Below are 21,186 nucleotides of genomic sequence, written 5' to 3'. Positions count from 1 at the left end.
AAATTTGATGATTCCCCAACTGGTAGCTATACAGTAGCCCTACTGCTACCAGTTGGGCATAAGACTTTTACTGAAAAATTCTGGTGTAATGCTCACTGAATATGACTTACAGCAAATTTTGAGCGCTGGATTCATTCTCAATAACTTAAAAATTATTGAGAATTTATAATACATTTATGTTGCAATTGTGCTTCAATAATTCTTTCATTAACTTAACCCAGCCCTCTTAATATCCGATGATTTCTTTTTCATGCCTGGTTGTAGCGAACTGCAAACATAAACTAAACGCTTCAAACCGCAAACAAGGCGATTTTGAAACCACATTAACTGTAAATAAATCACTCCTGCGAGCCGATATCCTTTAGAACGCTTTGCCATTCTCCGTCTGGCTTGAACGAGCAATAAAGATTTTCGCCTGGTTTTTTCTGAACGTGAAGCCGACCGCACTTTTCGCATTGTTCGATAACGCGAATGTAGAAGCTGAAATTGCCCATGTAGTTTTCGATGATTTCAGCATCGGGCTTGCTCATATACTCTGGATCTTGCATGTGTGGCAAGTATTTGTGCATCCATTCAAGCCGCTTGCCTTGCACAGTCGCAGCCACTAACTCTGCCAATGCCTCTGCCGTTTTGCTAAAGTAATGTTCCTCATCTGTATCGCAAAGGATAACACCAGAATCATAGGTAAGAGGCCAAACTACATCTTTTATGACGTGACCACAGGGACAGGCGAGGGATGACATTTTGTTGTTACCTCCAATATTTTGCGCCGAAATGGTTATTCCTCCATCACCTTAGCCCAGTCCACATCGCGTTCGATTTTCCTGTTTTGGCACGATGACCCCTGAAACTCCCAATAAATAAGGCTTAAGAGCGAAGTAATCAAATTTTTCACCATTTTACCCAGGCTTGTCGTTACAAGTAACCTTTGCTGTTGACTCTGCCACTATTAAGTAGAGTTGTTCAGCAAACCAGATGTGTCAGAGCAAAGTGATCCAGAATTAATTTCTTTAGCACGACAGGGAGATAAAGCTGCATTTGGTCGGCTTGTGTTACGTTATCAGCCGATGGCGCAACGCATTGCAGAGCGAATGCTCCGCAATCAAGATTTAGCCGATGATCTTGTACAAGATGCCATGTTGCAAGCTTATCTTTCATTGGAGAAACTTCATCAGCCAGAGCGCTTTAAAAGTTGGCTATATGGCATTGTGCTGAATATTTGCCGCAACGAATTGCGCCGTCGAAAGGTGATCGTGTTTTCCATAGAAGCAATGCTGGGAGATTTAGCTGATACGCCATTATTAATTGATGAGAATTCACCCGCTCCTGAGCAAGTGGCAGAACAGAAAGAACTCCGCACTGCTTTACTAGAAGCAATCGATTCTCTATCTGACAATAATCGTCAAGCAACTTTGCTGTTCTATGACGAACAACTCAGTCTACAAGAAGTAGCAGTTCGCTTAAATATTTCAGTCGGTGCAGTCAAGGGGCGTTTGCACAAAGCTCGCCATCAACTCAGACAGCGTTTGCTACCTATAAGACCGAAGATTCAACCTATTTCATTTAAGGAGTTTAAGACAATGGCTACCAACACAAATACACAAATTAAGCCAGAACTTTGCTGTTCATTTTGTAACAAAAGCAGTGAACAGGTTAATCTTTTGATAGCAGGGCCACCACAGGGAAATGTCTCTATTTATATTTGTAATGAGTGTGTGGATGTATGTAATCAAATTATTAGCGTACAAATTCCTCGGTTGACACAGCTTGAATTTGAGTCATTAATGAATTCAGACGAATTGAGTGACTAAAATAAGTAAAGAAAGAGAGAATTTTTGGACTCATTTTGACTTTTAGAGCATTAGTGTAATCAACCTTTACTGGGGTGTTTTTCTTTCCAATATCTAAGAACTCATTGCGAATCATGCGGCAACACGGAGTATAAAGGGGCGGGTTTTTTGAACTGCTCGGCCCAACGATTGATTACTCTGCCCGTCCCGAAGACCGCATGAGTCGAGCGTAGCGGCAACGAGTTCGATCTGCACAGCGTGGGTCACAAACTAAAACCACGCTCCTGCTGTAAGAGCTTTTGTTGCTCCTCCCTGAGATGAGCTTCTAGTTCTTGACTCCAATCAGGATTATGGGTTTTGAGCCTTTTCCCCTGTGGCAACAATTCTAATACTGCACTAGCTGTTTTATTACCTTGCTCATCATTATTGAATGCTACGACAACCCTATTGAAACTCTTGAGAAATTCCATAGGTAGGTTATTCGGGTCATCAGCTACTATTAACATGGTTCTAGTTGGTGGTAGCCCTTTGCAACTTGAAAGAAGGTAGGTGGCTGCTGACATGGCATCAATCGGTGTAGAACACAAAAAGACGTTTTCTACCTTGTCCGTTGGTTGCCCTCCTAATCTCAGATAAAACCAACCTTTTTGTGTAGAGGTGTTTTGGTCGTACTCCACAGTGCGATGATTTTCTCTAGGCTTTGACCAAATTAATGCGCCAGTTTTTTCACCATCTAAATCACGCTTGATAAACAAAATATTTCGCTGCTCATCCATGTAAAGCAACTGATTATTATGTAATCCTTGCGAAATATAATCTGGTATATAGCGTTTCTCGCTTAAGTACTTGTGTAATACTTGCCAAACAACTTTATCCTCTGGTGGTGGCGTGAACTGAGGCTGTTGTTTGCGTTCAATTTCTTGAAAGAGTTTTTCTAACTGCTCAACTGGAAGTGGTTTAACAGGTTTGAGCAGCAATTCATGAATAGGTTCATCATCACGTTCTGTTTGGTAGTCAACGCCAAGATGTTTTTGCAAACCGGGGAAGGTATAAGCTGCACCTAACTGTGTACCACTGAAAGCCTGCCCATCTTTCTCATAAGAAATGCCTTTAGACTTACCGTTCCTAGTGAATCCTGTTCTCACACTGACACTAGCTTGTTGCAGCCGCATGAGCAGCGTTGGCATTTGGGGATTATCAACACTAGCCCTATCAATTGTCTGCTGAAGTTCCTCTTTAATAGTGCGTCCTGGTGGCTGCTCAAGTTTACCTAGCTCAAATTCTTCTTGCTCTCGCCTTATGCGTCTAATTTGTCCGGTGCTGGGTGTGCGTTGTAGTTTCTCTCTACTGCCCTGCACTTGCACTAACTCATAGTCTTGCTCAATTTGTCTTAGAACTTTCTCAGAGCGTAAATAATCCCAGGAATCATGCACTACTAGCCCTGTATCCATCCTGATCCGGCTGGCTGCAATGTGGATGTGGTCGTCGTCGGTGTTGTGGTGGCGAAATATCACAAACTGATTGGCATCAAAACCCATCTCCTTCATATAGCGATCGCCAATTTCGCTCCACTTTTCATCATCTAATTTATCATCTTTAGCTGCTGACAGCGAGACATGATAAACAACTCGGTCTGCATCAGAATTTAGTTGTCGAGACAGCTTAAACTCCCGTGCCAATTCTCGCGCATTTCTCCCACTCATGTTGCCGCCGATTAGTTTAGCTTCATCGCGTGATTCTAAATAATCCAACAGCTTGCGAAAACCTCTGCCTTTAGTCTGCTTCCCAATCATCGGATTCCTCTTCTTCCGAGTCGTCATCATCAACATCATCTGAGGCAATATCTCGTCTGCACTGATGCAACAGTTCTAAAAGTTCTCGTAACAGTTCTGGTTTTGCTGGTGGAGTTCGCCCCATTAATATAGCTGTGTTTGTAGCTTTAACAAGCTGGTTGAGATTATTCCCAATTTGTCCTAACTCCCAATATGTTTGTAGACTAATTTTACTCAATCGTTTTGGTAATGGACGCATCAACGCATTACGCCTCATAAGCTCACTCGCTGACATCCCTAAGTCTTGTGATTTTATTCGCAGCAAGTCCAGTTCTATGTCACTCAAGCGAACTGGAAAAATATGCTTTCGGACTAGAGCTTTAGACTGCTTGCGATTCGCCATAACTTAGGGGGAATGAGGACATCATGCGAGGGGGGTTTTTCAAGGGGGGTTTCCCCACTTGAACCAGTCTGCTGTTCGAGCGCAGCGAGACAAAGCGTAAGCTTTGAAGCATGGCTGGCTTCAAGCCCATTTTCGGGGTGAGCGAGGTGTCTAGTGCTACGTGTGTACGGAGGGCAGAGCAGGAGGCTGGGGGCGAGACTACAACGGCGTAGCCGTGCTGCTGATCATCCTACAACCTACAGGGGAGGATAGCAACGGCGTAGCCGGAATTTGAGATAATCAAGCAGAAGATAAATTCTGGTTTGGCGTAGCCACAATAGAGTCGATAAAAACGGCGTAGCCGCTATATGAAAATTATTTGATTCAGCGTAGCTGCCACACAATATAATAATCCGGCGTAGCCGTAATACTAAAAAATAATTTAGCGTAGCTGCTTTAACTAAAATTCTCTGATTCAGCGTAGCTGTAATAGTCAGATGTTTTAGCATTAGCTTGAATAAGATTACCAGCGAAGCTGCCACACTAAAAACTAGAAGGCGTAGCCGTAATACGGAAAGGTAATTCGGCGTAGCCTCAATAGTCAATTTTTTTGAGGATTTTGAATCAGATTTTTTCAAATAGTCGATAATTATCAGTTAATCGATATTCATGAGATAACCATGAGTGAGCATCAGAATTCAGAAGTAATTACAAAAGAGAAGATTGATGAAGCTATCAAAGCGCTTAAGGAGCAGAAGCCGAAAGAGCGAGAGTCTGTATCAGACAGAGAAGCCGTTCGCAAGATGAGGAGGTACATTGAGAAGCTGACCTCTGATAAGTACGGCTACAGTTATGATGAAGTGTCAGAGATGCTGAAAGGACTGGGCATCAATTTGAGTGGCAGCAGAATTAAATATTTAATAGGCGAGTTGAAGAAAAGCAGCCGTCGCCAGAAAAAAACATCTTCAAGCGACGACAATAATCGGTCATCAAATCCGGCTACTGAAACTCAGCTAACAGTTGTAAATACTGCGTCAGAGCAAGCTAGTAGTGAGCCGGATAAATCAACAGTAAATAGTGCAAAGGGCAAGAGACAAAGTAAAGAGCCAGTAGCGCAGCAGCAACAGGCTGAATCAAACCTATAATTAGAAAAATCTTATGAACATAGAATTATTAATTGGAACATGGCTGTTAACGGGAAGCATTTCTCTTAACAGCCAAATTAAATTTATCGGTGATGAACCAGATCCGAATGGTGTCGAAAATTGGTTGAATGGTAACAGCAACAATTTAATTGCTCAGGTAGAAGCAACCGAAGGGCTAACTCTAACTATCTCATCAGATGGGAAATTTTTTGAAGAAAGAACAGGCGAACCAAAAGTTTATTGGTTTGACAGAGAAGGGGTATTGGAGTCTGAAGTTATACCGTTTAACGGTCATCTAAGTTTCTATGACTCTAAAGCCTTCTTATTGGTTGATGATCTGGTATCGTGGGCTGTACCTAACGATGAAGTTAGTAAAAAAAAGCTCAGATACGATGATGGTGACACGAAAATAGCTGATAGCATTGAAGTTCAAGGAGAACAGCTTATACGAACCATCTCAGTAGTAACGGATGAACTTTACTTAGATAGAGCGATTATCGTATACAAAAAAGCAAATAAGCGAAGTCTTCTAACGCTGCCCTCTGCCTTCTGCCTTCCCCAACCAAGATCACCAAAAGTTGCCAAGAACCCATAAACTGAAATACTCATTTCTGAAGCATATCATGAGTTAAAATCTCATTTTTTAGTTCAAATCACAATTATTTAGTTAGCGACGGGAATAGCGATCGTCTTAATGCGGTATGAAGGGCATCGAGAAAAAGTCTCTGCACAGAGCCAAGCATTCGGGAATTGATTGGTCTCAAAACTGCATAAATAGCTAAAAATCAGCAGATAAGACTATTGAGGATGCTGTTGGTGAATTATTTCCTAACAAATATTCAATAAACCCGTTCTTTTGGGAAATGTTGGGTTTCCTTGCGCCAACCTATCTTCACTACTTTCATCCCTATAAGGATTGTGAATGAAATGAAGTTTTTTCTTGGACTCACAGGGCTTACTTCTGCTCTAATGATGTTGCCGCTTGCATCGACGGCATCTGCGGAAGGGTACATTGTGAACCACACAAATGGTAAATGCCTCGATTTCGCTGCTGGTTACTTCGATAATTCTGTTACTTTGCAACAATGGTCATGTGGCGGCAATTATGCATATCACCAGCAGTGGCGTTTTATAAATGCAGGAAGTTACCCCAATCAAGCTTCTTATATATTCCAGAATGTGAGAAACGGAACTTGCGTTGCGGTAGAAAATGACTCTCTTGCAAATGCAGCCAGAATCGTTCAACGACCTTGTGACGCATCGAACCCAAGTCAGCATTGGATACAGTTAACACGAGATGTTCTGGGCGTGAAAACCAAGTGGATGAACGGTAGAAGCGCGAAATGCCTAGACATTTGGAACAACGGCAACGGCACTGTTTTCCAGCAATATGATTGTGCAAAAGCAAGCTACTGGCCGCAGCAAATGTTCGTAATAAATCTTGTACCTTTAGGAGGAGAAGCACCGTACCCATTAGCACCGTACTAGGTGTGACTTAAAGGAAAAGATTGCCGTTTTTTAAAGTAAAAGCTTGCCGCAGTATGTCACTTAAAGGATAAAGTGACCGTTTTTTAACCATAAAGTGGCCGCTCAACAGAACCTATGACTGAAGCGTATTTGAAAGATTGAATGTGATCGCTTGTAAATTATGACCAAAATAGGGCAATGCAAAAATAAGCATTCCGGGTTTTAAGAGCGGCCACTTTATCCTTTAATTCCAGCCACATTATCCCTTAAGTGACACAGTAAAGGCTTAAAGCCTTATTATTTCATTAATTCTGAATTATTTGTCGAATCTCATTCAAGAATAAGTTTGCCGCAAGTCCCACGCTAAATGTAGGCAATGTGAGCATTTTTATGCTTTGCGATGGCGTACCCGCCCGCCGGAGGCGATCGCACTCTTGCAAAACGGGTATTTGACCACAAAACCAGTCAGGCGATAGGTTCGGCAAGCTTATTCTTTAATCTTTGGCAATCTTTTCCTTTAAGTCACACTAGGTGGATGCCTAAGTCAGAGAGGTGACTTTCTGGCTTGGGCATCCAAATACTGAGGTACAACAACTGAAAGCATTTTGCTCTCGTGTCGGGTCGCTCTTTTCTCGAAAGTGGGCAGAACACTGGTTTGAACTTGAAGAAGAAGTTTACTAATAAGCGAATTTTAGTGAGCTTTTGAGTTACCTTCCTTCTGTTGACACCTTTGAGTCGCTAAAAGCCTTCGATGCATCTGGCTGACTGGCTGGCTGGCTTTAAATCCATTATTGGGGATTAATGGGTAAATGACTTTGGGCCAGTGTGGATTGTCCAGTAAATTTGTTTATCTATTTAATTACCGTTAGTGGACGGAACTGAAAACAGTTATTTTGAGGCGATGGGTTGATCTAACTGTCATATTTTTAAGCTGACCAGGATGGGAAATGGTACGAAAGTCGCAACTATTCCATGAGGCAACTAAGCTGTAGGTAAAGGCTACAACTAGCACAGTGATTTACTTAGATTTACAGTTAAGGATTCCGGTTAAGCTAGGGCCTTCTCCTTAGCCAGCCAGTTTTGGAAGATTTCATCACGTCCATCATCACCGTCAACCACACGGTAAACTCGTTGGCGATCGCCCGTTCCATCACGACAGATGTATTTGAGTTTTAGCCCTATCTTTTTCAGCAATCGCCTTAAAATCACGATGGGGCTGTCATTATCGTTGAGGGTGATTCCCAGGACGGTTTTCACCTGCCACTTCACAAATAGGGCATTGTTAGCCAGGAGCACGAGATCAGCATCAGTTCCCCGGAATTCGCGGTCATCGGCGATGAATTGAGGGATGTTGAACAGTTCCAAGGCATGAATTACCAGCCCAAGCTGACCACCGTTAAAGTCTGGTAGCCATGCGCTCTTGGCAAGAAGCATTTTTTCACCCAGTTTGCGATCGCGGTCAGCGACTTTCGCTCTGCCCAAGGTCAGGTAAAAATGCAATCTTAATTGTGGGTAATAACCTTGATCGTCTTTTTTGACGAGTTCCGAGGTAACATCCACACCGTAACGTTGCTCTAGCTTATATTTGCGCTCAATGTGGCGTTCAGTTGTGGTTTTAGCTCGTTGTTGTTGCAGCGCCTCATATTTGGCAGCAGTCATCGCCGTTGTATCGGCAGCAGTTATATCCTGACATTCGCCGTTGTAAACTTCATTTGTTTGGGCGGTGATTTCGTTGTTTAACTTTTTGCGAATTTTATTGTCATGGACATCGACAATGTTATGACCTTCGTTGCCTAATTCCTCTAGCACAGTGTCGCGGTAATGAATCATACCCGCATTAATCCGACAGGCCATTTTGCCAAAAACGTTTAAGGCAGTGCGGTTAATGTTGATTTCATCGCCGTCAATGATCAATGAAGCATTCTGTAGCAGCTTCAAGTTAGCTTGAAAGCGTTTATGCTCACAGGCTAACAGGGATTTGAGGTTAATTGCTCCGTTACCAATCTTTCCTAAGCCATGACTAGCTACCCAAAGATGACGCGGTATCGCCTCTCGGACACGGGCTAAGGCTTGGCGAGTGGCATTTTCTGGTGCTACTCCCCGGAAGCATCCCCAAACACTGGTAAAATGCCCCCAAATGTCAATGCTGACCCCTGTGCCGATGGATGGGGAGGCCAGCACAATGTCATATTCCAGCAGCACCTTATTTAATCTCGAGATGCAGTTGTAAGCTTCGTGTTGCGGGTCGGCAATCGTTTCGGAGTCAATGCGAAGTATTTTGTGATCGGGGAATTGTTTCTTAAACCTCGCTTCTAAAACTTTGGTTCCCCATTTGGATTTAGCTTTTTGGCAATCAACGGCAATAAAGGGCTTACCCCCGGTTTTGATGTGGGCTTCCAGGGCAGCTAACCAATTAACCGGGGTAGTTTGTTTGTAGTGGTAAATGTTCCAGGGTTGACCCTTCCAGTTGTTGACCACCACCCAAGGGGTAACGTTGGTTTCTGCCAGCCCCATGACCATTTCTGGTGATAAATCAGATAAGTCAGCATCAGCCAGGATGACTTTACCACGTCCTGGGGCGAAGGCGTTTTTGAACAACTGGGAAAGTTGGTTGAGGACTTCCACTCGATGCTTCTTAACTTCAGTGTTGGCAGAGAGCAAGTGCCAGATCACCTGCTCGGACTCGTCAATGATCACTAAAGGTTCTTTCCAGTAAAGGGCGTTAAATCTGGCTTGACCGTTGGGGTGTAAACTGTCTACACACAGCGCAAAACCAAGTAAAATCCCAGTTTCGCTGTTTCTGACTTCGGTGATGTAGGGGATGCCTACCCTGTCAGCGATCGCTTGGGCTAACTGTACCCTGTGCGATAAGAGGATAACCGGTTGACCGTTGGCGATCGCCTCCCTCACGATCGCGGCAAATGACTCGGTTTTACCAGAACCTTTAGGGGATTTGAGTAAAATCAGTTTAGCGGTTTCCGGGATGGTCAATGCTCCCAGGTAACGCTGATTCAGGACGAGTGCCGCCTCAATTGAGAGTCGGCTGTACTCTTTGACCTGCCATTTTTCTTTTGTCAGTGCTAATTTTATAATTTCATCAGTAACAGCTGGCCCCCTAGCGGCGATTAAGTCATCAATGCCTTTTTCCGGGTAACTCCACTGTGTCACTAGGACTTGACAGCCGCAGGCAGTTAACAGTTTTGCGGTTTGGCTAATGGCAATATTCACCCGTTGGACTGTTTCTGGTTTGGTGTCGTGGTCAAAGCAGATGATGAATTTACGTGCAAGAGTGGCGAAGTGTTGTAGCTCTGGAATTAGGTGTAAATTACCTGTGGGCTGTCCAAATTCATCTTTGGGATTGCGGTAGCCACTGTTTATCCCAGGAAGGGCGATCGCTGCATAGCCCATAGTGAGTAATGCCCCTGCTTTTTTAGCCCCCTCACAAATCACAACTGGGATGTTGTACTTCCATACCCAATGCCAGAAGCCTAATGCCCTATCTTCATCACTAATGGGCAAGTCATATCGTGCGGCTACACTCTCCCAAATGTAATCTGGTACTGCCAGGAAGAATGCCCTTGTTGGCACTCTTAGGGGATGTTCATACTTGATGAATTTAAGAACTTTGTTCAGGTCGCGCCTGGGGCGGTCGGGCTTCATGCCGCCCCACATCATGGGGCTATAATCGTTAAGCGGGTCAACGCCACTGCACCACCAGTTCAATCCTTCGATGTGGCGATACTTCTTCAGTACCCCGTCTCTGAGTCGTCCATCGTTACGGCGGGGGACGTTTTGACCATAAAACAGGTAATCGTAGGCGGCAGTACCCGATACGGAAATCACGTTTAGCGCAATAATTCCAGGGTCAACAGCACTGGCTAACCATTCATTCCAATGGTGCGCTTCTATGTGAGAGGGACGGGATATGATCTCGTACCTCTCTGTGACTTCAAATTTTTGAAGTCCATAGTTACTATTTTTCACAGCTTTTTCCCTCAAATACGTTGGTTTTCAGTATTTGGAGGGGATTATCGCGCTGCTATACCTTATATCTACGAGATTTACTATTTTGCTTGTTTAGAATTTTTTGGTCAAAAATTTTGATAAATTTCTATGCAAAATTTCGCAGTGAAAATATAGAAATTTCCACAGCAGCTCATATAATATGAGTAAGCAGCGCGGATTAAATCTCAGTTTGCCAAGCAGTGGTGGTCAAGCTTCCACACTTTTAGCCACTTTTTGGAAGGTTTGAGATAAGTTCCCGCTCCTGAAAGCTTATAAAATTGAACTTTTGCTACTGGACAAAGCGTTTAACTATTTGCGCTTTGTCTTTTTGCTTTTTGGTTTCCTTGTACTCACCTCCGTATCTCATTTAATTAAACAATAGCTAGATCATACAAAACTTCTGTTTGTCTGAAATTTAGCAAGGCTCTAATTTCCCTAGAAATTACTTAATAAAAGTTGATACTGTTGTTATTCCGGTTTTTGCTAAGTTTCTCATTGTGTTTTCTCCTGCTTTTTCTCCCTAGCGGCAATAGCTTCTTGACATAGCACGACAACCATTTGACTTACTGTTCTAGTTTCATCAGTGGCCAATCCTGCAACTTGCTCATAGATTTCTACGGGGAAAGTTACATTTACTCTTTTACCTTTATACTTTGGCATTTACTAGATAGCTTTAGGCACTATTAGTATCAAAATACCTTATTTAATGTGCCTAAAGTATAAGCAAAGTTAGTAGCTAGTAGTGCCTATTAGTATCTAACAAGTGCTATAGTAACATTGTCAGCCAAAAAACGCCACTCAACAAAGGCAACAGAAGCCAGAAAGTGATGCTACGGCAAGCCTCTAGCTGGATGTGTGGATTTAAGGCGATAAGCGCCTCTAAATTCTGCAAAGCCAGAAAAATCAAGACTTTAACAATTATCTGAACCATGACAGCTATATATTCCAATGCCAAAAATTGGCTAGTTCAAGCAGACTTGTTAGCCAAATCCGGGCTAACTGACCTCATCGCCGGAAAAGACGCAGGTGCAGGTTATGGCAAAGCAATCATCGGTGATTTTTCGATCATGATGCCAGCCGCATACTCACTTGTTCGCAACCGAAACATCATGCACCACGAAACCATCTCAAAAGATGGGGCATGGCTGCGATATGTAGAAGGTTCACGCCTGGACTTAAAAGACGTTCAATTCTTTTGGGGCAGTGCGGCTCTAGCGCAAAGTGACCACACCCTGTTACACGAAGATAAGGCGAAAAAAGCAGAACTGGCATTAGAAAGCATCCTTGCAGACTTAGCAGTTCTGAATATACCCGATGGTGTCAAACTTTCGATTAGTTTGAGCAATCACAACCCCGAACGCTGGGCAACTGAGATTAAATGCAGGGTTGAAGGCACTCACACTTTTGAACATCTGCACCCTGTAACCCGTTCCATTGTCAGCAAGACAGTTGAAATCATAGTCACAGGCATTTACCCCGAAGGATTCGGAAGCATTGCCCATTGCTTATTCGGTGAAGCGTCCCTGGTACTTGACCCCTCAGAATTAGCGATCGCACTCGATATCGGTTCATCAACTTGGTTGATTACCGTGTTCAACGGCAGTGGTGCAGTGATTGACCGTCACCTGATAGAGGGTGGAGCGGGTGAACTGCATTCGATGATTGCAGAATCTCTCGACAAGCGAAACGACCGAGTAAGTCTGTTGTCCAAGGATGTGAAACACTCGCCCAGTCTCGTTAACCAAGGGATTATTGAAGGGACTTTCACTTATGGCGGCAACCATCTCACAGGCAAGAAGTTTGAAACCGAGTACAGCCAATGCCTTGATCAGTGGTGGAGTAACAGGATTGAGAAATTCGCCAACTTTGTGACGGCTGGTAATTATCTAGACCGCGCTAAATACCTTGTCGCCTGGGGTGGTGGTGTTTCGCTGCCCGTGGTGGATCAAAACTTAGCCGGTTTAGGCTTTGTGGTCTTGAACAATCCCCAATTCATTAATGCCTTGGGGTTGAAACTATTAACTCAAATTGCAAAGGGAGCTTAATTAATGAATTACGAATCTCGGCGTATAACCATCTCCTACCTAGCAGTAATTGAATTGTGCAAGATTTTTGATTTACCCCAAGATGCACCGACACAAGCACTTTCAGCAGGTGTAGAGAAGCTGATTTTTCAACATGGCAATGTACAATCATCGCCCAAAGTTGAAACACCGCAATCTACACAGCCCAATAAATCGGCACTTAGCGCAATGGTCACTAATTTTAAAGGGGCAGCATGAGCAGAACCACATTCAGAAACACGGTTTTAGGCATTGGAGCAACAGCAGCAGCGTTAGCCCTTGGCTACTTCGGAGTCCAGTACTTTGGCAGAAACAATATGTTCACCATCGCCGCAGCTGTGGGAGGTGCAGGGGCTATCAGCTATGTACTTCAGAAACCGAACCAGCCAGAAGCGCCAACCGTACCGATGAAAACCCAAAGGAAAGGAAAGAAGTCATGAGCGACCAAGACACTGTGCAAACACAACCATCGCTAACAACAACCGAAATCATGACTATTATCCTCGGTTGCGAACAGACTCTTAGGTTTGTGCAAGCATCTCCCAATTACCAGCAAATTGAAGCGTCCGAAAAGTTCAGTACATCAAATGACCTGCGTCTGGGAGATGCTGTGTAAGCTTTGATGGAGATTCACGAAGCAATCCTAAATATCGAGTTTTATTCCCAAGTCGAGGGACAAACTTATGCTTTCAATGACAGTCTTACAACGTAACCATCTGTACGAATTTCGAGGTCAACAACTGCGCTACAGCCACCTTTCTAACTCTAAAGTCAATGCACCTTTCATTTTCAATGACTCGAAAGGCAGAAGAAAAGAATTAAGCCAAACCCAAGTGCAGAGGGAGGTTTTTGAACTTGTTGAGTTTTGTGAAAACTGATGATGAAGCGATTGCACCGACGGCCAATCATTGCAATCGCCCCACTTCGGGACGTATCTCGATACGCAAAAACGAAAGTACACAAGGATTCTAACAAATGACACTTGATTACAAAAATCCCAACGATTGGGGCAAATCGCCTCTGACTGACCGCGCTTTGAGATTAGAGCAATTCAAAGCGGAAAATTCTGAACAATGGGCAGCAAGGATTGAGGCGGATATTGAGGCGCTTGACACACCAATCTTCGAGAGTGAAGATTACCCACCCTTTACCGGGACGGAATTTCTAGCAACTCATAAAACCATTGATGACCATCCATACTCTGCTGCATTTGGTCAATTCTTGGGTAACGGCATTGACCCGGATATTGCAAATATGTTGGCGTTTGGTTCTAACCGATTTGATTTAATCTCTGAAGATTTTGACGACCCCGTAAGGCAATTAGCAACGAGAATTTATAGCCGATTTGAAGACATGGGCTATTGGGATGAAGTGCCCCAAGAACCGAGTGATATCAACTACGACAACATACCTTATTAGGAGGTTCAGTAATGGATTTTGCAATATGTAATCCGGTCGTTGGTCATGCAAGCCATATTGATGAGAAAGCACAATCTTGGGGAGGGTTTGAGTCTGATATTCTGGGCTATCTCTCTGATATAAATAAGCTCGAACAGTTTGCCGATTATGCGAATAATGCCCAAGAATTATCTGACCGATTAGAACCATTTCTGGACAATGCCAAGGTCGTCTTTGAGGCGATGGAGAAGTTAACAAAAGGTCAGGTGACTTGGACTGAACTTCGTAAACAATACGGCTCTCATGTTGCGGGTGCAATTGGTAAAATCCGTAAACTTAACGCTGAATTTGACAGCGAGATGAGTAAAATAGATGCCCAAGATAGAGCCGAATTGTTGCGGATTGACCAGAAACGTAAACACGCTTTAACTGAAGTTGCAGCCCAATTACACCATGATTTACAAGCAGAATTGTGGAGGCATGAAAACAAGATTAGCGGCATCGAAAATAGACAGACTGTACAAGCCGAAAGGCAAGCCATCACAACAGGATTGAGAGAGAAACGCCAACAACTTTTAGCTCGTGCAAGGTTTGGCTCACGGGCATTAGAGCCTAATCTTGCCCCCCAAGAAGTGATACCAGTTACCAGCCAAACTTCTGCACCAGCATCAAGTGTTTCTGCAACAGGAACAGTTCGCGGTTGGGGTGCAATGCTGGGTAACTTGTGGCAGAAGTTGGGCGACAGATAACTATTAGTTAAAAGGACACAGGCTGATGCTAGTAAGGAAACGAAATGAAGATCCTCATAGCGTCAGCCCTTTTTCAATGGAAGGGCTGGCACAAACACCACAATCAACTAAGCAGCAGAAACAACCCGAACAGTTACCACTACTGCCAGAAAATAACCGAGGTAGAACATTTAGACGTGCTGGTAATGCTTGTGAAATTGTCGCTGGCAGTTGTCTAAATAGTGCAGTTATTTTCACTTTTCATCTGTTGCAAGTTCACCCAGTTGGAATGTTCTTAGCTGTTGGTACTGCACACTTGTATTTTACTGCCACTGCAACAGGTGAAGGATTTAATAATTTCGTCACTAATTTAATGACTGGATGCAGTGCGTCACTGGCGTTATTGTGTGCCCTTTCAGAACCGATTAGTGAATGGAATGAAGCGAGAACTTCTACTAGTACAGTTAAGACTTCTATTGAGTCGGTTTATAAGCCAAAAACTGCTGAATCTTCCAGTTGGATGGATGGTGCAGGAGTGGCGATATTCGTAGCACTATTAATGATTTTTCTGTTTGGTGGAAGGAAGAGTAAATGAATTATTTAAGCGAGAAACATAAACAGTTATCTGAGTCCCAACAATCGGGTTTCATGTTGTGGTTTGGTCGGTTGCCGATGGACAAGAAAGCTGTTGCCATTGGGCTGAGTTTAACTGTGGGAATTAGCTCGGCTGCAATGGCTTGGAAAGGGGAGTCAAGCGACCGCATTTATTTCTGCATTCGGACTCCCCAAAGCTACCTAAAGTGTAACGACAAGAATAACCGACCTTTCAGAATAACGCCCTACTACTGGAAGCAGTGGCAGTTAGATGGAATGCCCCGTCAAGTAGTGCGTGACCCAGCTATGGGGGTTAATGGGCTGGTGAAAGCGACTAACCCATATAAGCCGTTTTGGGGGTTTGGTGGATTCCTGGGGTTTGCTCTTGCTGGGTGGATGCTGCGCCATTGTCAAAATGAGGAGAAGCAGAGAGCAGTTTTTGAAGACATCGCCCAAAAACGGGACGCAGCGAAAGCAGAGATGGCTGCACGCTCCGAGTTATTGGACAGTTACCGGGATGTTGCGATCGCAGAAGTTCAACTACAAGCTGACTTGGATCTAATCGCCAATGATCGCACTGTGGATATCCAAAAAGCCGAGATTTACGCCCACACTGAAATTGAAGTTACCCAAATGGAGGCAACTGACGCTATCTTTGAGGCGCAAACCGCAGGCATGACCGAGCAACAGAAGGCGGAGTACATCAAGCAGTTGCGTGACATAAAAACGCCTTATCTACAAGGTAGTCAGACTTTACAGGGGACGATTGACCCTAACGATAAGGTTACTGGATCTGAGCCAGGAGCGATCGCCCCCGGTGACAAATATCGCTGGATCAACAACACCATCGGCTACCCCACTTTGATATTTGGTGGCATGGGTGCAGGTAAGTCCTGGACTACCAGAGAGATTATTTGGGCAAAGCGTCAAGCCGGTTGGAATCAAATCTTTGTACTTGACCCTCACGGAACAGAAGTTGAATGGCGCGGCGTACAGTTGATTACTGGTTACAAGGAAATAGCCGACTTCATGCAATGGTACATGGCGGAAATGCGCCGCCGTTACAAAGCCTATCGTGAAAGCGGAATGGTTGAGGAGCAATGGACGCAACACTTAAGAGACACAAACCAACATTTCTGTGTAGTCGCTGAGGAGTTTACAACTTGGACAGATAACATAGTTGAGCCAATGCCAGACGATTGTGAGGATGAAAAATGGAAGCCCGACCCTGATTTTATTGGTAAATGGTTTCGCTGTGCCATGACTGAATCTCGCAAACAATTAATGATTCCTTTGTTCGTAGCTCACGACCGCACAATGGAGATTTTAGCCAAAGCCAAAGGGTTATCAAAACTTCGAGATGCGGCACTGTTAGAAGTAGAATTAATCGCAACTATTGACCCAATCACGACAGAAGCTAAAGCTAGTGGTAGAGGTAGGATTAAGCTACCTGGACATGGGCAATGGATTGATATTGAACTACCCAAGTTAGACCACAAGCGAATTGATTTTCGGCTTGATAAACCTGTGACCAGTAATGAACCGCCAACCATCGATAAAGCCACTTTAGAGCGGATTTATAAACTGGAATTCAATCTTGGTAACAAAGCAGGTGACACCCAATCTGAACCTAAGAAACTATCACCCCAGGCGCAAAAGCTGTATGAATATCTCACCAGAACTGAACGGATTGAAGCTGATGTAAGAGAGTTCAAGGGCAATTTTAAAGTGAACGGTGAGAGATTCACTGTAGAGCAAATCAAGGGCTGGATGTATGAAATTGTTGGAGCATCTTTAGCAGACTGGATAGGCGAGGGTGTTATCAGGCTCAATCAAATTTGACTGCGATTGGTGTCTGGTGTCTCGCCTCAAAAACACCCTTTTTTAGCGGACACTCCTCACCGGACACCACAGACACCAAAGCTTGAAAGCCTTATCTAGCATAGACACCAGCAGACACCAGCCTAGACATCACCCAGACACCAAGTGTCTTCAACGTGTCCGCTAGACACCAATAATAAGTCCGCCAATAAACAGCCATTTATTATTAGAGGATTATCAACATCATGCTGAGAATAGTAATTGTTGAACCAGAAACATTCACACTCTTAGGTATCAAAGGCGCTATTTCACAATCTCCTGATATAGAAGTAACTGGTGATGCCACCAGTGGAAAGCTGGGGTTTCAGTTAATTGAACAGACCAACCCTGATGTTGTGTTAGTTGATTTACTATTGCCCGATATGAGTGGTTTAGAACTGACTCGTTCAATTAAAACAAAGACTAATAGTAAAGTGGTGATTTTTACTAATCAGACTCATTCCGACTTTATTAAGTCAGCTTTTCGTCATGGGGCTGATTCTTATATGCTCAAGAGTGCTGATGTAGAATTGATTGAACTAGCCATCAAGAGAGCTTACTTTGATGAATGCCTGCTTGACCCGAAGCTGGCTAAAAAACTGTTAAAAAACCTTGATAAAAATAGATATATTGACCCTAGTTTTGCTGATAAAAACTTGCTTGACTCTCCCACCGAACGACAAATACAAGTCCTGCGTTTACTGGCTCAGGGTTTAGGTTTTGAGCAGATTGCCAAAGAAATGTTTCTCTCTGTTAGTACAGTCAAACATTACGCCAGCGATTTGTACAGTAAATGGCACGTCAAGAACAGTTATGAGGCGATAAAAAGAGGGGCGATGCTTGGTTATATCGACTACAACTTGATTGTGAATGAATGATGTATTAGTGATGACTACTAAAGGGTAAAATTAGAATAAATATTTTATTTTTTCAACAATGCAACAATGACAGTTACAAAAATATTTGTGATGCTAAGGATGATAACAGACCAAAGTTGCCATCTTTTGATTACTTCTTCACGGGCTTCAAGATTTCCTTTTCTAAGTCTTTCGATATGTTGTAAACCCCAATCGATAATTGAGAGTGAAGAAGGAGGCGCATCTTTTTCTATACGAAATTGACTACGGAAAATATCATCAACCGTTAATTCTTCAATTGCCTTTAACTGTAATGTCTCGTTCTCCAAATCACGAATCCAAGCTGGACGCTTACTGATATGTGATTGCATCTCAATCTTCCATTCGTTCAAACGGCGCAAAGGTACTTTCGGTCGAAACAACTCACCCCGTTCTTCTACAAGGCTTTCTAGATCGTAATTATTGGGTAGGTTAAGTCGATATTTTATTCCTTTGTAAGTCATGATGGATATAGGATCATTACAAGCTAAAACCCATGCAGCCGAAAGGATATCAAACTTATCGCGGCTATTGATCAATTGAGGTCTTTTCTTCATCACTATTTTTATATATTGGGGAAACACCGACATCATCCCCGTTAGGAGAAGATGACTATTTACAATGTTTACTCACATTGGGTAAAGTCCTTATTATACAAGTAGTGTTTCAAACCACTCTAGATTATAAACGTTTGTTGCAGTAGCAATTTTCTAAAAGAAGGCTATAGCTGAAAATTCATTAGTCAATTTATTAATTTTTCTCACTGGGAATCCTTCAACATTCCCGTCAACAACTCCGACATCTCCCACAGGTCTTTATTCCTGTTGTCATCATAAATCATCAGCGTTCGCGGGTCAGCATGACGGCTCAATTTCTGCACCTTTCTGATATTCCCATCAGTGGCATCAAGTGCCGCCGTAATTGCCGAATGCCTAACCCTGTGCGGTGACATGGGTTTCTTGACTCCCGCCTTCTTAAAAGCAGTAGCCACTATTTTATAGATGGCATCCGTAGTCAATCTATGCCCGGAATTCTGAAAATCTAACGCCGTAAAAATCGGTAAATTGCCATTCAAATCCCCTCGCGCTATCAACCAATCTGCAAGAGCAGCCGCCACATCTTTTGACATATCCAAATATTCTTCATTGGTTCCCTTGCCCTTCCCCAAAACTCTCAACTTGCGCCCATAAAAATCAAAGTCACCCACATTAAGATGACATATCTCTTGGCGACGCAAAGCTAAACCCCACAGCACCAGAAAAATTGCATAGTTGCGTTTACCAATCAAAGTCTCCCTATCAAACTGCTGAATCACAACAGCGATCGCTTTGCTATCAACACCCCGCGTATCTCGGTACGCCTTAACCTTCTCCCCCGACACATCTTCCAGGGAATAGTTGCACACGCCTAACTTCCGCCCCATCTTCGCCAACGACTTAATCGCCGCCAACCGCCGATTAATTGTCGCTTCCCGTAACCCAGATGCTATCAATTTCGCCTTATACTTCAGCACCACCATCACCGCCTGCTCTCGCTGCAAGTGCAAAAACTCCAACACGCTATCCCCAGTCGGGGGCATCAAAGTCATCTTCAGAAAGAAATCCCTCAAATCCTTCTCATAAGCACGCCGAGTATTGGGGTTGCGCTTATCTGCCAAAAGCTGCGCCAACACATCCGGGTCTTTGTCTAACTGCGCGTCAAAATATCGAGCAATCGGTGCATCTAAACACGCCTCCAACTCGACTTTTACGGGGGTAAGACTGGAAAAAAGAGCCTCGCTGTGGTGGTTAAATTGTTGGGCATCATGGATAGTCGAGAGGTTATTAAGGCTCGGCTCTTTTTTTTGTCCCAAATGCGAGACTAGCTCACCAAAAATTGGCTTGTTAGGCATAAATGCTCACTACTGCGTTATTGATAATGTAGGTTTCCAATAACGTTCATCATACCTCGGTAAGGAGGAGCGTTAATCCTTACATTCCGCGAACAGCTAAGTCCTGATTGCGGACGTGATAAGGTGTTAATTGGCCATGCTAGTTCTGTAATTTCCTTATTGATATCAAAATTAATAGCCTATACTTGGACAAATGGTGCAGCAGACTTGGGGCCATGTCAATTTATAAACCACCCTCTGCAAGTTTTTGTTTCCCGATCGGCATGGGTTGGGGCATATTCACAAAGTGAGTGCTGACAAAATCCGAGAGAGATACCTGTGTGCGGTTGGGGATTGAAGGGGTGAGTACACACAGTTTCAGGAGGACGGCGTTAACCAGGATGAGCGATGCTGGGATACCGTTGCGCCACATTCAGGAGATATCGGGGCATCGGACTTTGGCAGCTTTGGGGCGATATCTGGGGGTAACTGAGAAGCAGAAGCAGAACGCTATCTCAGCTTTGGATTTTTGAACAATGTAGGGAAATAGACGTTTTACCAACATTCGGTTAAAAGTTGGTATTTACAAAATATCTTTCCTATTCTAGGCGTGTGTTCCACCTAAATGCCCTTTCTTGGAGGAATATCTCTGTTGATAAGCTTTGTCACAATAGGAAATCCAAAACGCCGCAAACATTCCATTTACCGTAGTTGTCAAAACACTACCAATACCCCAAAAAACATCACTTGCTATTGCAGATGTAAAATTGAAAAAAATGTAAGCACCTCCAAAAGCTGTAACTGTCACAACTCCCATTTTTGAAAGAAGTTTGATTAGGTTTTCTGATGAAAGGTCTTCGTCATTGTAAATTTTCCAAATGTTTAAACACATGGTAATGTCCGTAGCAGTCATAACAAATTGCGTTGGAATACTTGTTCCAGGAGGTGCAACTCCTACTGTTGTACCCGAAGCGATTGCATAAATAAATGCTGTTACTATTGCATCCTTTCTTCTTCTGTTTATATCTTTCATCAAATCACTCCTTTTTTATTAAATGTACTGCACCAAGATGTTTGTAAATACCTGCAAGATGTCTTGAAAAGGCTTGATTTTTTGCAGATAAGGGCTTTTTGGACTCTGAATGTGGCAAATTATCAAACCTAGACAGGATAAAGGGTTTCAGACCATCTTGCTGGAAATTACGCGCATCTTGCT

The 21,186-nt window shown here is 43.5% G+C and carries 27 protein-coding genes and 2 pseudogenes; 17 read left to right on the top strand and 12 right to left on the bottom strand.

The genetic code is table 11. The features are described from left to right. Window positions 1-338: 338 nt before the first annotated feature. Complete coding sequence (locus tag RMY27_RS30820; protein ID WP_322668630.1) at window positions 339-743, bottom strand: hypothetical protein; 405 nt, start codon at window positions 741-743, stop codon at window positions 339-341. Window positions 744-977: 234 nt separating this feature from the next. Here RMY27_RS30820 and RMY27_RS30815 point away from each other — a divergent pair. Beyond that, window positions 978-1,517 (top strand): annotated as a pseudogene (locus RMY27_RS30815) (RNA polymerase sigma factor); the annotation flags it as partial. Between the two features lie 63 nt (window positions 1,518-1,580). Continuing rightward, a pseudogene (locus RMY27_RS30810) lies at window positions 1,581-1,740 on the top strand (ClpX C4-type zinc finger protein); the annotation flags it as partial. 313 nt (window positions 1,741-2,053) lie between these two features. Here RMY27_RS30810 and RMY27_RS30805 read toward each other — a convergent pair. The 3 genes from RMY27_RS30805 to RMY27_RS30795 all read right to left on the bottom strand — a co-directional run bounded on the left by RMY27_RS30805 (window position 2,054) and on the right by RMY27_RS30795 (window position 4,549). Then, entirely contained in the window at window positions 2,054-3,583 is a 1,530-nt protein-coding gene (locus RMY27_RS30805; RefSeq protein WP_322668629.1) for a relaxase/mobilization nuclease domain-containing protein, read from the bottom strand. Continuing rightward, the gene (locus RMY27_RS30800; protein WP_322668628.1) at window positions 3,564-3,965 is read right to left on the bottom strand and encodes a plasmid mobilization protein; all 402 of its coding nucleotides are present in this window, start codon (window positions 3,963-3,965) and stop codon (window positions 3,564-3,566) included. Before RMY27_RS30800 ends, RMY27_RS30805 begins: the two co-directional genes overlap by 20 nt. Window positions 3,966-4,201: 236 nt before the next feature. Beyond that, window positions 4,202-4,549, bottom strand: coding sequence for a hypothetical protein (locus RMY27_RS30795; RefSeq protein ID WP_322668627.1), 348 nt, complete (start codon window positions 4,547-4,549; stop codon window positions 4,202-4,204). Window positions 4,550-4,624: 75 nt separating this feature from the next. Between RMY27_RS30795 and RMY27_RS30790 the strand changes: the two genes are divergently transcribed. From RMY27_RS30790 to RMY27_RS30780, 3 genes are all read left to right on the top strand, one after another. After that, on the top strand, window positions 4,625-5,089 hold the full coding sequence (locus RMY27_RS30790; protein WP_322668626.1) for a hypothetical protein: 465 nt from the start codon (window positions 4,625-4,627) through the stop codon (window positions 5,087-5,089). A gap of 13 nt (window positions 5,090-5,102) precedes the next feature. Beyond that, a complete protein-coding gene (locus RMY27_RS30785; protein WP_322668625.1) occupies window positions 5,103-5,684 on the top strand; it encodes a hypothetical protein in 582 nt (193 codons plus the stop codon). Window positions 5,685-6,103: 419 nt separating this feature from the next. After that, on the top strand, window positions 6,104-6,577 hold the full coding sequence (locus RMY27_RS30780; protein ID WP_322668624.1) for an RICIN domain-containing protein: 474 nt from the start codon (window positions 6,104-6,106) through the stop codon (window positions 6,575-6,577). 284 nt (window positions 6,578-6,861) lie between these two features. Here RMY27_RS30780 and RMY27_RS30775 read toward each other — a convergent pair whose 3' ends face one another. Further along, window positions 6,862-7,041: a hypothetical protein gene (locus tag RMY27_RS30775; RefSeq protein WP_322668623.1), complete on the bottom strand. Its 180-nt coding sequence runs from the start codon at window positions 7,039-7,041 to the stop codon at window positions 6,862-6,864. 67 nt (window positions 7,042-7,108) lie between these two features. On the opposite strand from RMY27_RS30775, the gene RMY27_RS30770 reads away from it, so the two are divergent. Beyond that, window positions 7,109-7,237: a hypothetical protein gene (locus RMY27_RS30770; RefSeq protein WP_322668622.1), complete on the top strand. Its 129-nt coding sequence runs from the start codon at window positions 7,109-7,111 to the stop codon at window positions 7,235-7,237. A gap of 366 nt (window positions 7,238-7,603) precedes the next feature. On the opposite strand, the gene RMY27_RS30765 is transcribed toward RMY27_RS30770, so the two are convergent. The 3 genes from RMY27_RS30765 to RMY27_RS30755 all read right to left on the bottom strand — a co-directional run bounded on the left by RMY27_RS30765 (window position 7,604) and on the right by RMY27_RS30755 (window position 11,492). Next, window positions 7,604-10,540 carry a plasmid replication protein, CyRepA1 family gene (locus RMY27_RS30765; protein ID WP_322668621.1) on the bottom strand — a complete coding sequence of 979 codons (2,937 nt, stop codon included), beginning with the start codon at window positions 10,538-10,540 and terminating at the stop codon, window positions 7,604-7,606. Window positions 10,541-11,053: 513 nt separating this feature from the next. Continuing rightward, window positions 11,054-11,221 carry a ribbon-helix-helix domain-containing protein gene (locus RMY27_RS30760; RefSeq protein ID WP_322668620.1) on the bottom strand — a complete coding sequence of 56 codons (168 nt, stop codon included), beginning with the start codon at window positions 11,219-11,221 and terminating at the stop codon, window positions 11,054-11,056. Between the two features lie 106 nt (window positions 11,222-11,327). Next, a complete protein-coding gene (locus RMY27_RS30755) occupies window positions 11,328-11,492 on the bottom strand; it encodes a hypothetical protein (RefSeq protein WP_322668619.1) in 165 nt (54 codons plus the stop codon). Here RMY27_RS30755 and RMY27_RS30750 point away from each other — a divergent pair. From RMY27_RS30750 to RMY27_RS30705, 10 genes are all read left to right on the top strand, one after another. Next, window positions 11,491-12,606: a ParM/StbA family protein gene (locus RMY27_RS30750; RefSeq protein ID WP_322668618.1), complete on the top strand. Its 1,116-nt coding sequence runs from the start codon at window positions 11,491-11,493 to the stop codon at window positions 12,604-12,606. The two genes, RMY27_RS30755 and RMY27_RS30750, sit on opposite strands and share 2 nt — an antisense overlap. A 3-nt stretch (window positions 12,607-12,609) precedes the next feature. Further along, window positions 12,610-12,843, top strand: coding sequence for a hypothetical protein (locus RMY27_RS30745; protein WP_322668617.1), 234 nt, complete (start codon window positions 12,610-12,612; stop codon window positions 12,841-12,843). After that, entirely contained in the window at window positions 12,840-13,064 is a 225-nt protein-coding gene (locus tag RMY27_RS30740) for a hypothetical protein (RefSeq protein WP_322668616.1), read from the top strand. Before RMY27_RS30745 ends, RMY27_RS30740 begins: the two co-directional genes overlap by 4 nt. Beyond that, window positions 13,061-13,240 carry a hypothetical protein gene (locus RMY27_RS30735; RefSeq protein WP_322668615.1) on the top strand — a complete coding sequence of 60 codons (180 nt, stop codon included), beginning with the start codon at window positions 13,061-13,063 and terminating at the stop codon, window positions 13,238-13,240. Before RMY27_RS30740 ends, RMY27_RS30735 begins: the two co-directional genes overlap by 4 nt. Before the next feature lie 67 nt (window positions 13,241-13,307). Next, entirely contained in the window at window positions 13,308-13,502 is a 195-nt protein-coding gene (locus RMY27_RS30730) for a hypothetical protein (RefSeq protein WP_322668614.1), read from the top strand. A 97-nt stretch (window positions 13,503-13,599) separates the two neighbouring features. Continuing rightward, window positions 13,600-14,043 (top strand): hypothetical protein, encoded by a 444-nt coding sequence (locus RMY27_RS30725; protein WP_322668613.1) that lies wholly within the window; start codon window positions 13,600-13,602, stop codon window positions 14,041-14,043. An 11-nt stretch (window positions 14,044-14,054) separates the two neighbouring features. Further along, the gene (locus RMY27_RS30720; RefSeq protein ID WP_322668612.1) at window positions 14,055-14,771 is read left to right on the top strand and encodes a hypothetical protein; all 717 of its coding nucleotides are present in this window, start codon (window positions 14,055-14,057) and stop codon (window positions 14,769-14,771) included. A gap of 25 nt (window positions 14,772-14,796) precedes the next feature. Further along, window positions 14,797-15,345: a hypothetical protein gene (locus RMY27_RS30715; protein WP_322668611.1), complete on the top strand. Its 549-nt coding sequence runs from the start codon at window positions 14,797-14,799 to the stop codon at window positions 15,343-15,345. Continuing rightward, complete coding sequence (locus RMY27_RS30710; RefSeq protein ID WP_322668610.1) at window positions 15,342-17,186, top strand: hypothetical protein; 1,845 nt, start codon at window positions 15,342-15,344, stop codon at window positions 17,184-17,186. Before RMY27_RS30715 ends, RMY27_RS30710 begins: the two co-directional genes overlap by 4 nt. A gap of 224 nt (window positions 17,187-17,410) precedes the next feature. Then, window positions 17,411-18,082, top strand: a complete 672-nt coding sequence (locus RMY27_RS30705; RefSeq protein WP_322668609.1) for a response regulator transcription factor — start codon at window positions 17,411-17,413, stop codon at window positions 18,080-18,082. 44 nt (window positions 18,083-18,126) lie between these two features. On the opposite strand, the gene RMY27_RS30700 is transcribed toward RMY27_RS30705, so the two are convergent. The 3 genes from RMY27_RS30700 to RMY27_RS35655 form a co-directional block, all read right to left on the bottom strand. Next, window positions 18,127-18,657: a hypothetical protein gene (locus tag RMY27_RS30700; RefSeq protein WP_322668608.1), complete on the bottom strand. Its 531-nt coding sequence runs from the start codon at window positions 18,655-18,657 to the stop codon at window positions 18,127-18,129. Window positions 18,658-18,860: 203 nt separating this feature from the next. Continuing rightward, window positions 18,861-19,991 (bottom strand): tyrosine-type recombinase/integrase, encoded by a 1,131-nt coding sequence (locus RMY27_RS30695; RefSeq protein ID WP_322668607.1) that lies wholly within the window; start codon window positions 19,989-19,991, stop codon window positions 18,861-18,863. Window positions 19,992-20,214: 223 nt separating this feature from the next. After that, window positions 20,215-20,403 carry a hypothetical protein gene (locus tag RMY27_RS35655; RefSeq protein ID WP_416212381.1) on the bottom strand — a complete coding sequence of 63 codons (189 nt, stop codon included), beginning with the start codon at window positions 20,401-20,403 and terminating at the stop codon, window positions 20,215-20,217. Here RMY27_RS35655 and RMY27_RS30690 point away from each other — a divergent pair. Then, window positions 20,312-20,503: a tyrosine-type recombinase/integrase gene (locus tag RMY27_RS30690; protein WP_416212380.1), complete on the top strand. Its 192-nt coding sequence runs from the start codon at window positions 20,312-20,314 to the stop codon at window positions 20,501-20,503. The genes RMY27_RS35655 and RMY27_RS30690 overlap by 92 nt on opposite strands. Window positions 20,504-20,574: 71 nt before the next feature. Here the strand turns inward: RMY27_RS30690 and RMY27_RS30685 are convergent, their stop codons facing one another. Next, window positions 20,575-21,003, bottom strand: coding sequence for a hypothetical protein (locus RMY27_RS30685; protein WP_322668606.1), 429 nt, complete (start codon window positions 21,001-21,003; stop codon window positions 20,575-20,577). Window positions 21,004-21,186 lie beyond the last annotated feature (183 nt).

The organism is Nostoc sp. DedQUE09 (assembly GCF_034530915.1).
GTDB lineage: Bacteria > Cyanobacteriota > Cyanobacteriia > Cyanobacteriales > Nostocaceae > Nostoc.
Note: the sequence above shows the minus strand (reverse complement) of the source record. Positions and strands in the feature narration are given on the sequence as shown.

What these genes read in the sequence shown, in the direction of transcription:
- RMY27_RS30820 (WP_322668630.1), bottom strand. Translation starts at nt 743, where the DNA reads ATGTCATCCCTCGCCTGTCCCTGTGGTCACGTCATAAAAGATGTAGTT.
- RMY27_RS30805 (WP_322668629.1), bottom strand. Translation starts at nt 3,583, where the DNA reads ATGATTGGGAAGCAGACTAAAGGCAGAGGTTTTCGCAAGCTGTTGGAT.
- RMY27_RS30800 (WP_322668628.1), bottom strand. Translation starts at nt 3,965, where the DNA reads ATGGCGAATCGCAAGCAGTCTAAAGCTCTAGTCCGAAAGCATATTTTT.
- RMY27_RS30790 (WP_322668626.1), top strand. Translation starts at nt 4,625, where the DNA reads ATGAGTGAGCATCAGAATTCAGAAGTAATTACAAAAGAGAAGATTGAT.
- RMY27_RS30785 (WP_322668625.1), top strand. Translation starts at nt 5,103, where the DNA reads ATGAACATAGAATTATTAATTGGAACATGGCTGTTAACGGGAAGCATT.
- RMY27_RS30760 (WP_322668620.1), bottom strand. Translation starts at nt 11,221, where the DNA reads ATGCCAAAGTATAAAGGTAAAAGAGTAAATGTAACTTTCCCCGTAGAA.
- RMY27_RS30750 (WP_322668618.1), top strand. Translation starts at nt 11,491, where the DNA reads ATGACAGCTATATATTCCAATGCCAAAAATTGGCTAGTTCAAGCAGAC.
- RMY27_RS30755 (WP_322668619.1), bottom strand. Translation starts at nt 11,492, where the DNA reads ATGGTTCAGATAATTGTTAAAGTCTTGATTTTTCTGGCTTTGCAGAAT.
- RMY27_RS30745 (WP_322668617.1), top strand. Translation starts at nt 12,610, where the DNA reads ATGAATTACGAATCTCGGCGTATAACCATCTCCTACCTAGCAGTAATT.
- RMY27_RS30740 (WP_322668616.1), top strand. Translation starts at nt 12,840, where the DNA reads ATGAGCAGAACCACATTCAGAAACACGGTTTTAGGCATTGGAGCAACA.
- RMY27_RS30735 (WP_322668615.1), top strand. Translation starts at nt 13,061, where the DNA reads ATGAGCGACCAAGACACTGTGCAAACACAACCATCGCTAACAACAACC.
- RMY27_RS30730 (WP_322668614.1), top strand. Translation starts at nt 13,308, where the DNA reads ATGCTTTCAATGACAGTCTTACAACGTAACCATCTGTACGAATTTCGA.
- RMY27_RS30725 (WP_322668613.1), top strand. Translation starts at nt 13,600, where the DNA reads ATGACACTTGATTACAAAAATCCCAACGATTGGGGCAAATCGCCTCTG.
- RMY27_RS30720 (WP_322668612.1), top strand. Translation starts at nt 14,055, where the DNA reads ATGGATTTTGCAATATGTAATCCGGTCGTTGGTCATGCAAGCCATATT.
- RMY27_RS30715 (WP_322668611.1), top strand. Translation starts at nt 14,797, where the DNA reads ATGCTAGTAAGGAAACGAAATGAAGATCCTCATAGCGTCAGCCCTTTT.
- RMY27_RS30710 (WP_322668610.1), top strand. Translation starts at nt 15,342, where the DNA reads ATGAATTATTTAAGCGAGAAACATAAACAGTTATCTGAGTCCCAACAA.
- RMY27_RS30705 (WP_322668609.1), top strand. Translation starts at nt 17,411, where the DNA reads ATGCTGAGAATAGTAATTGTTGAACCAGAAACATTCACACTCTTAGGT.
- RMY27_RS30700 (WP_322668608.1), bottom strand. Translation starts at nt 18,657, where the DNA reads ATGAAGAAAAGACCTCAATTGATCAATAGCCGCGATAAGTTTGATATC.
- RMY27_RS30695 (WP_322668607.1), bottom strand. Translation starts at nt 19,991, where the DNA reads ATGCCTAACAAGCCAATTTTTGGTGAGCTAGTCTCGCATTTGGGACAA.
- RMY27_RS35655 (WP_416212381.1), bottom strand. Translation starts at nt 20,403, where the DNA reads ATGTGGCGCAACGGTATCCCAGCATCGCTCATCCTGGTTAACGCCGTC.
- RMY27_RS30685 (WP_322668606.1), bottom strand. Translation starts at nt 21,003, where the DNA reads ATGAAAGATATAAACAGAAGAAGAAAGGATGCAATAGTAACAGCATTT.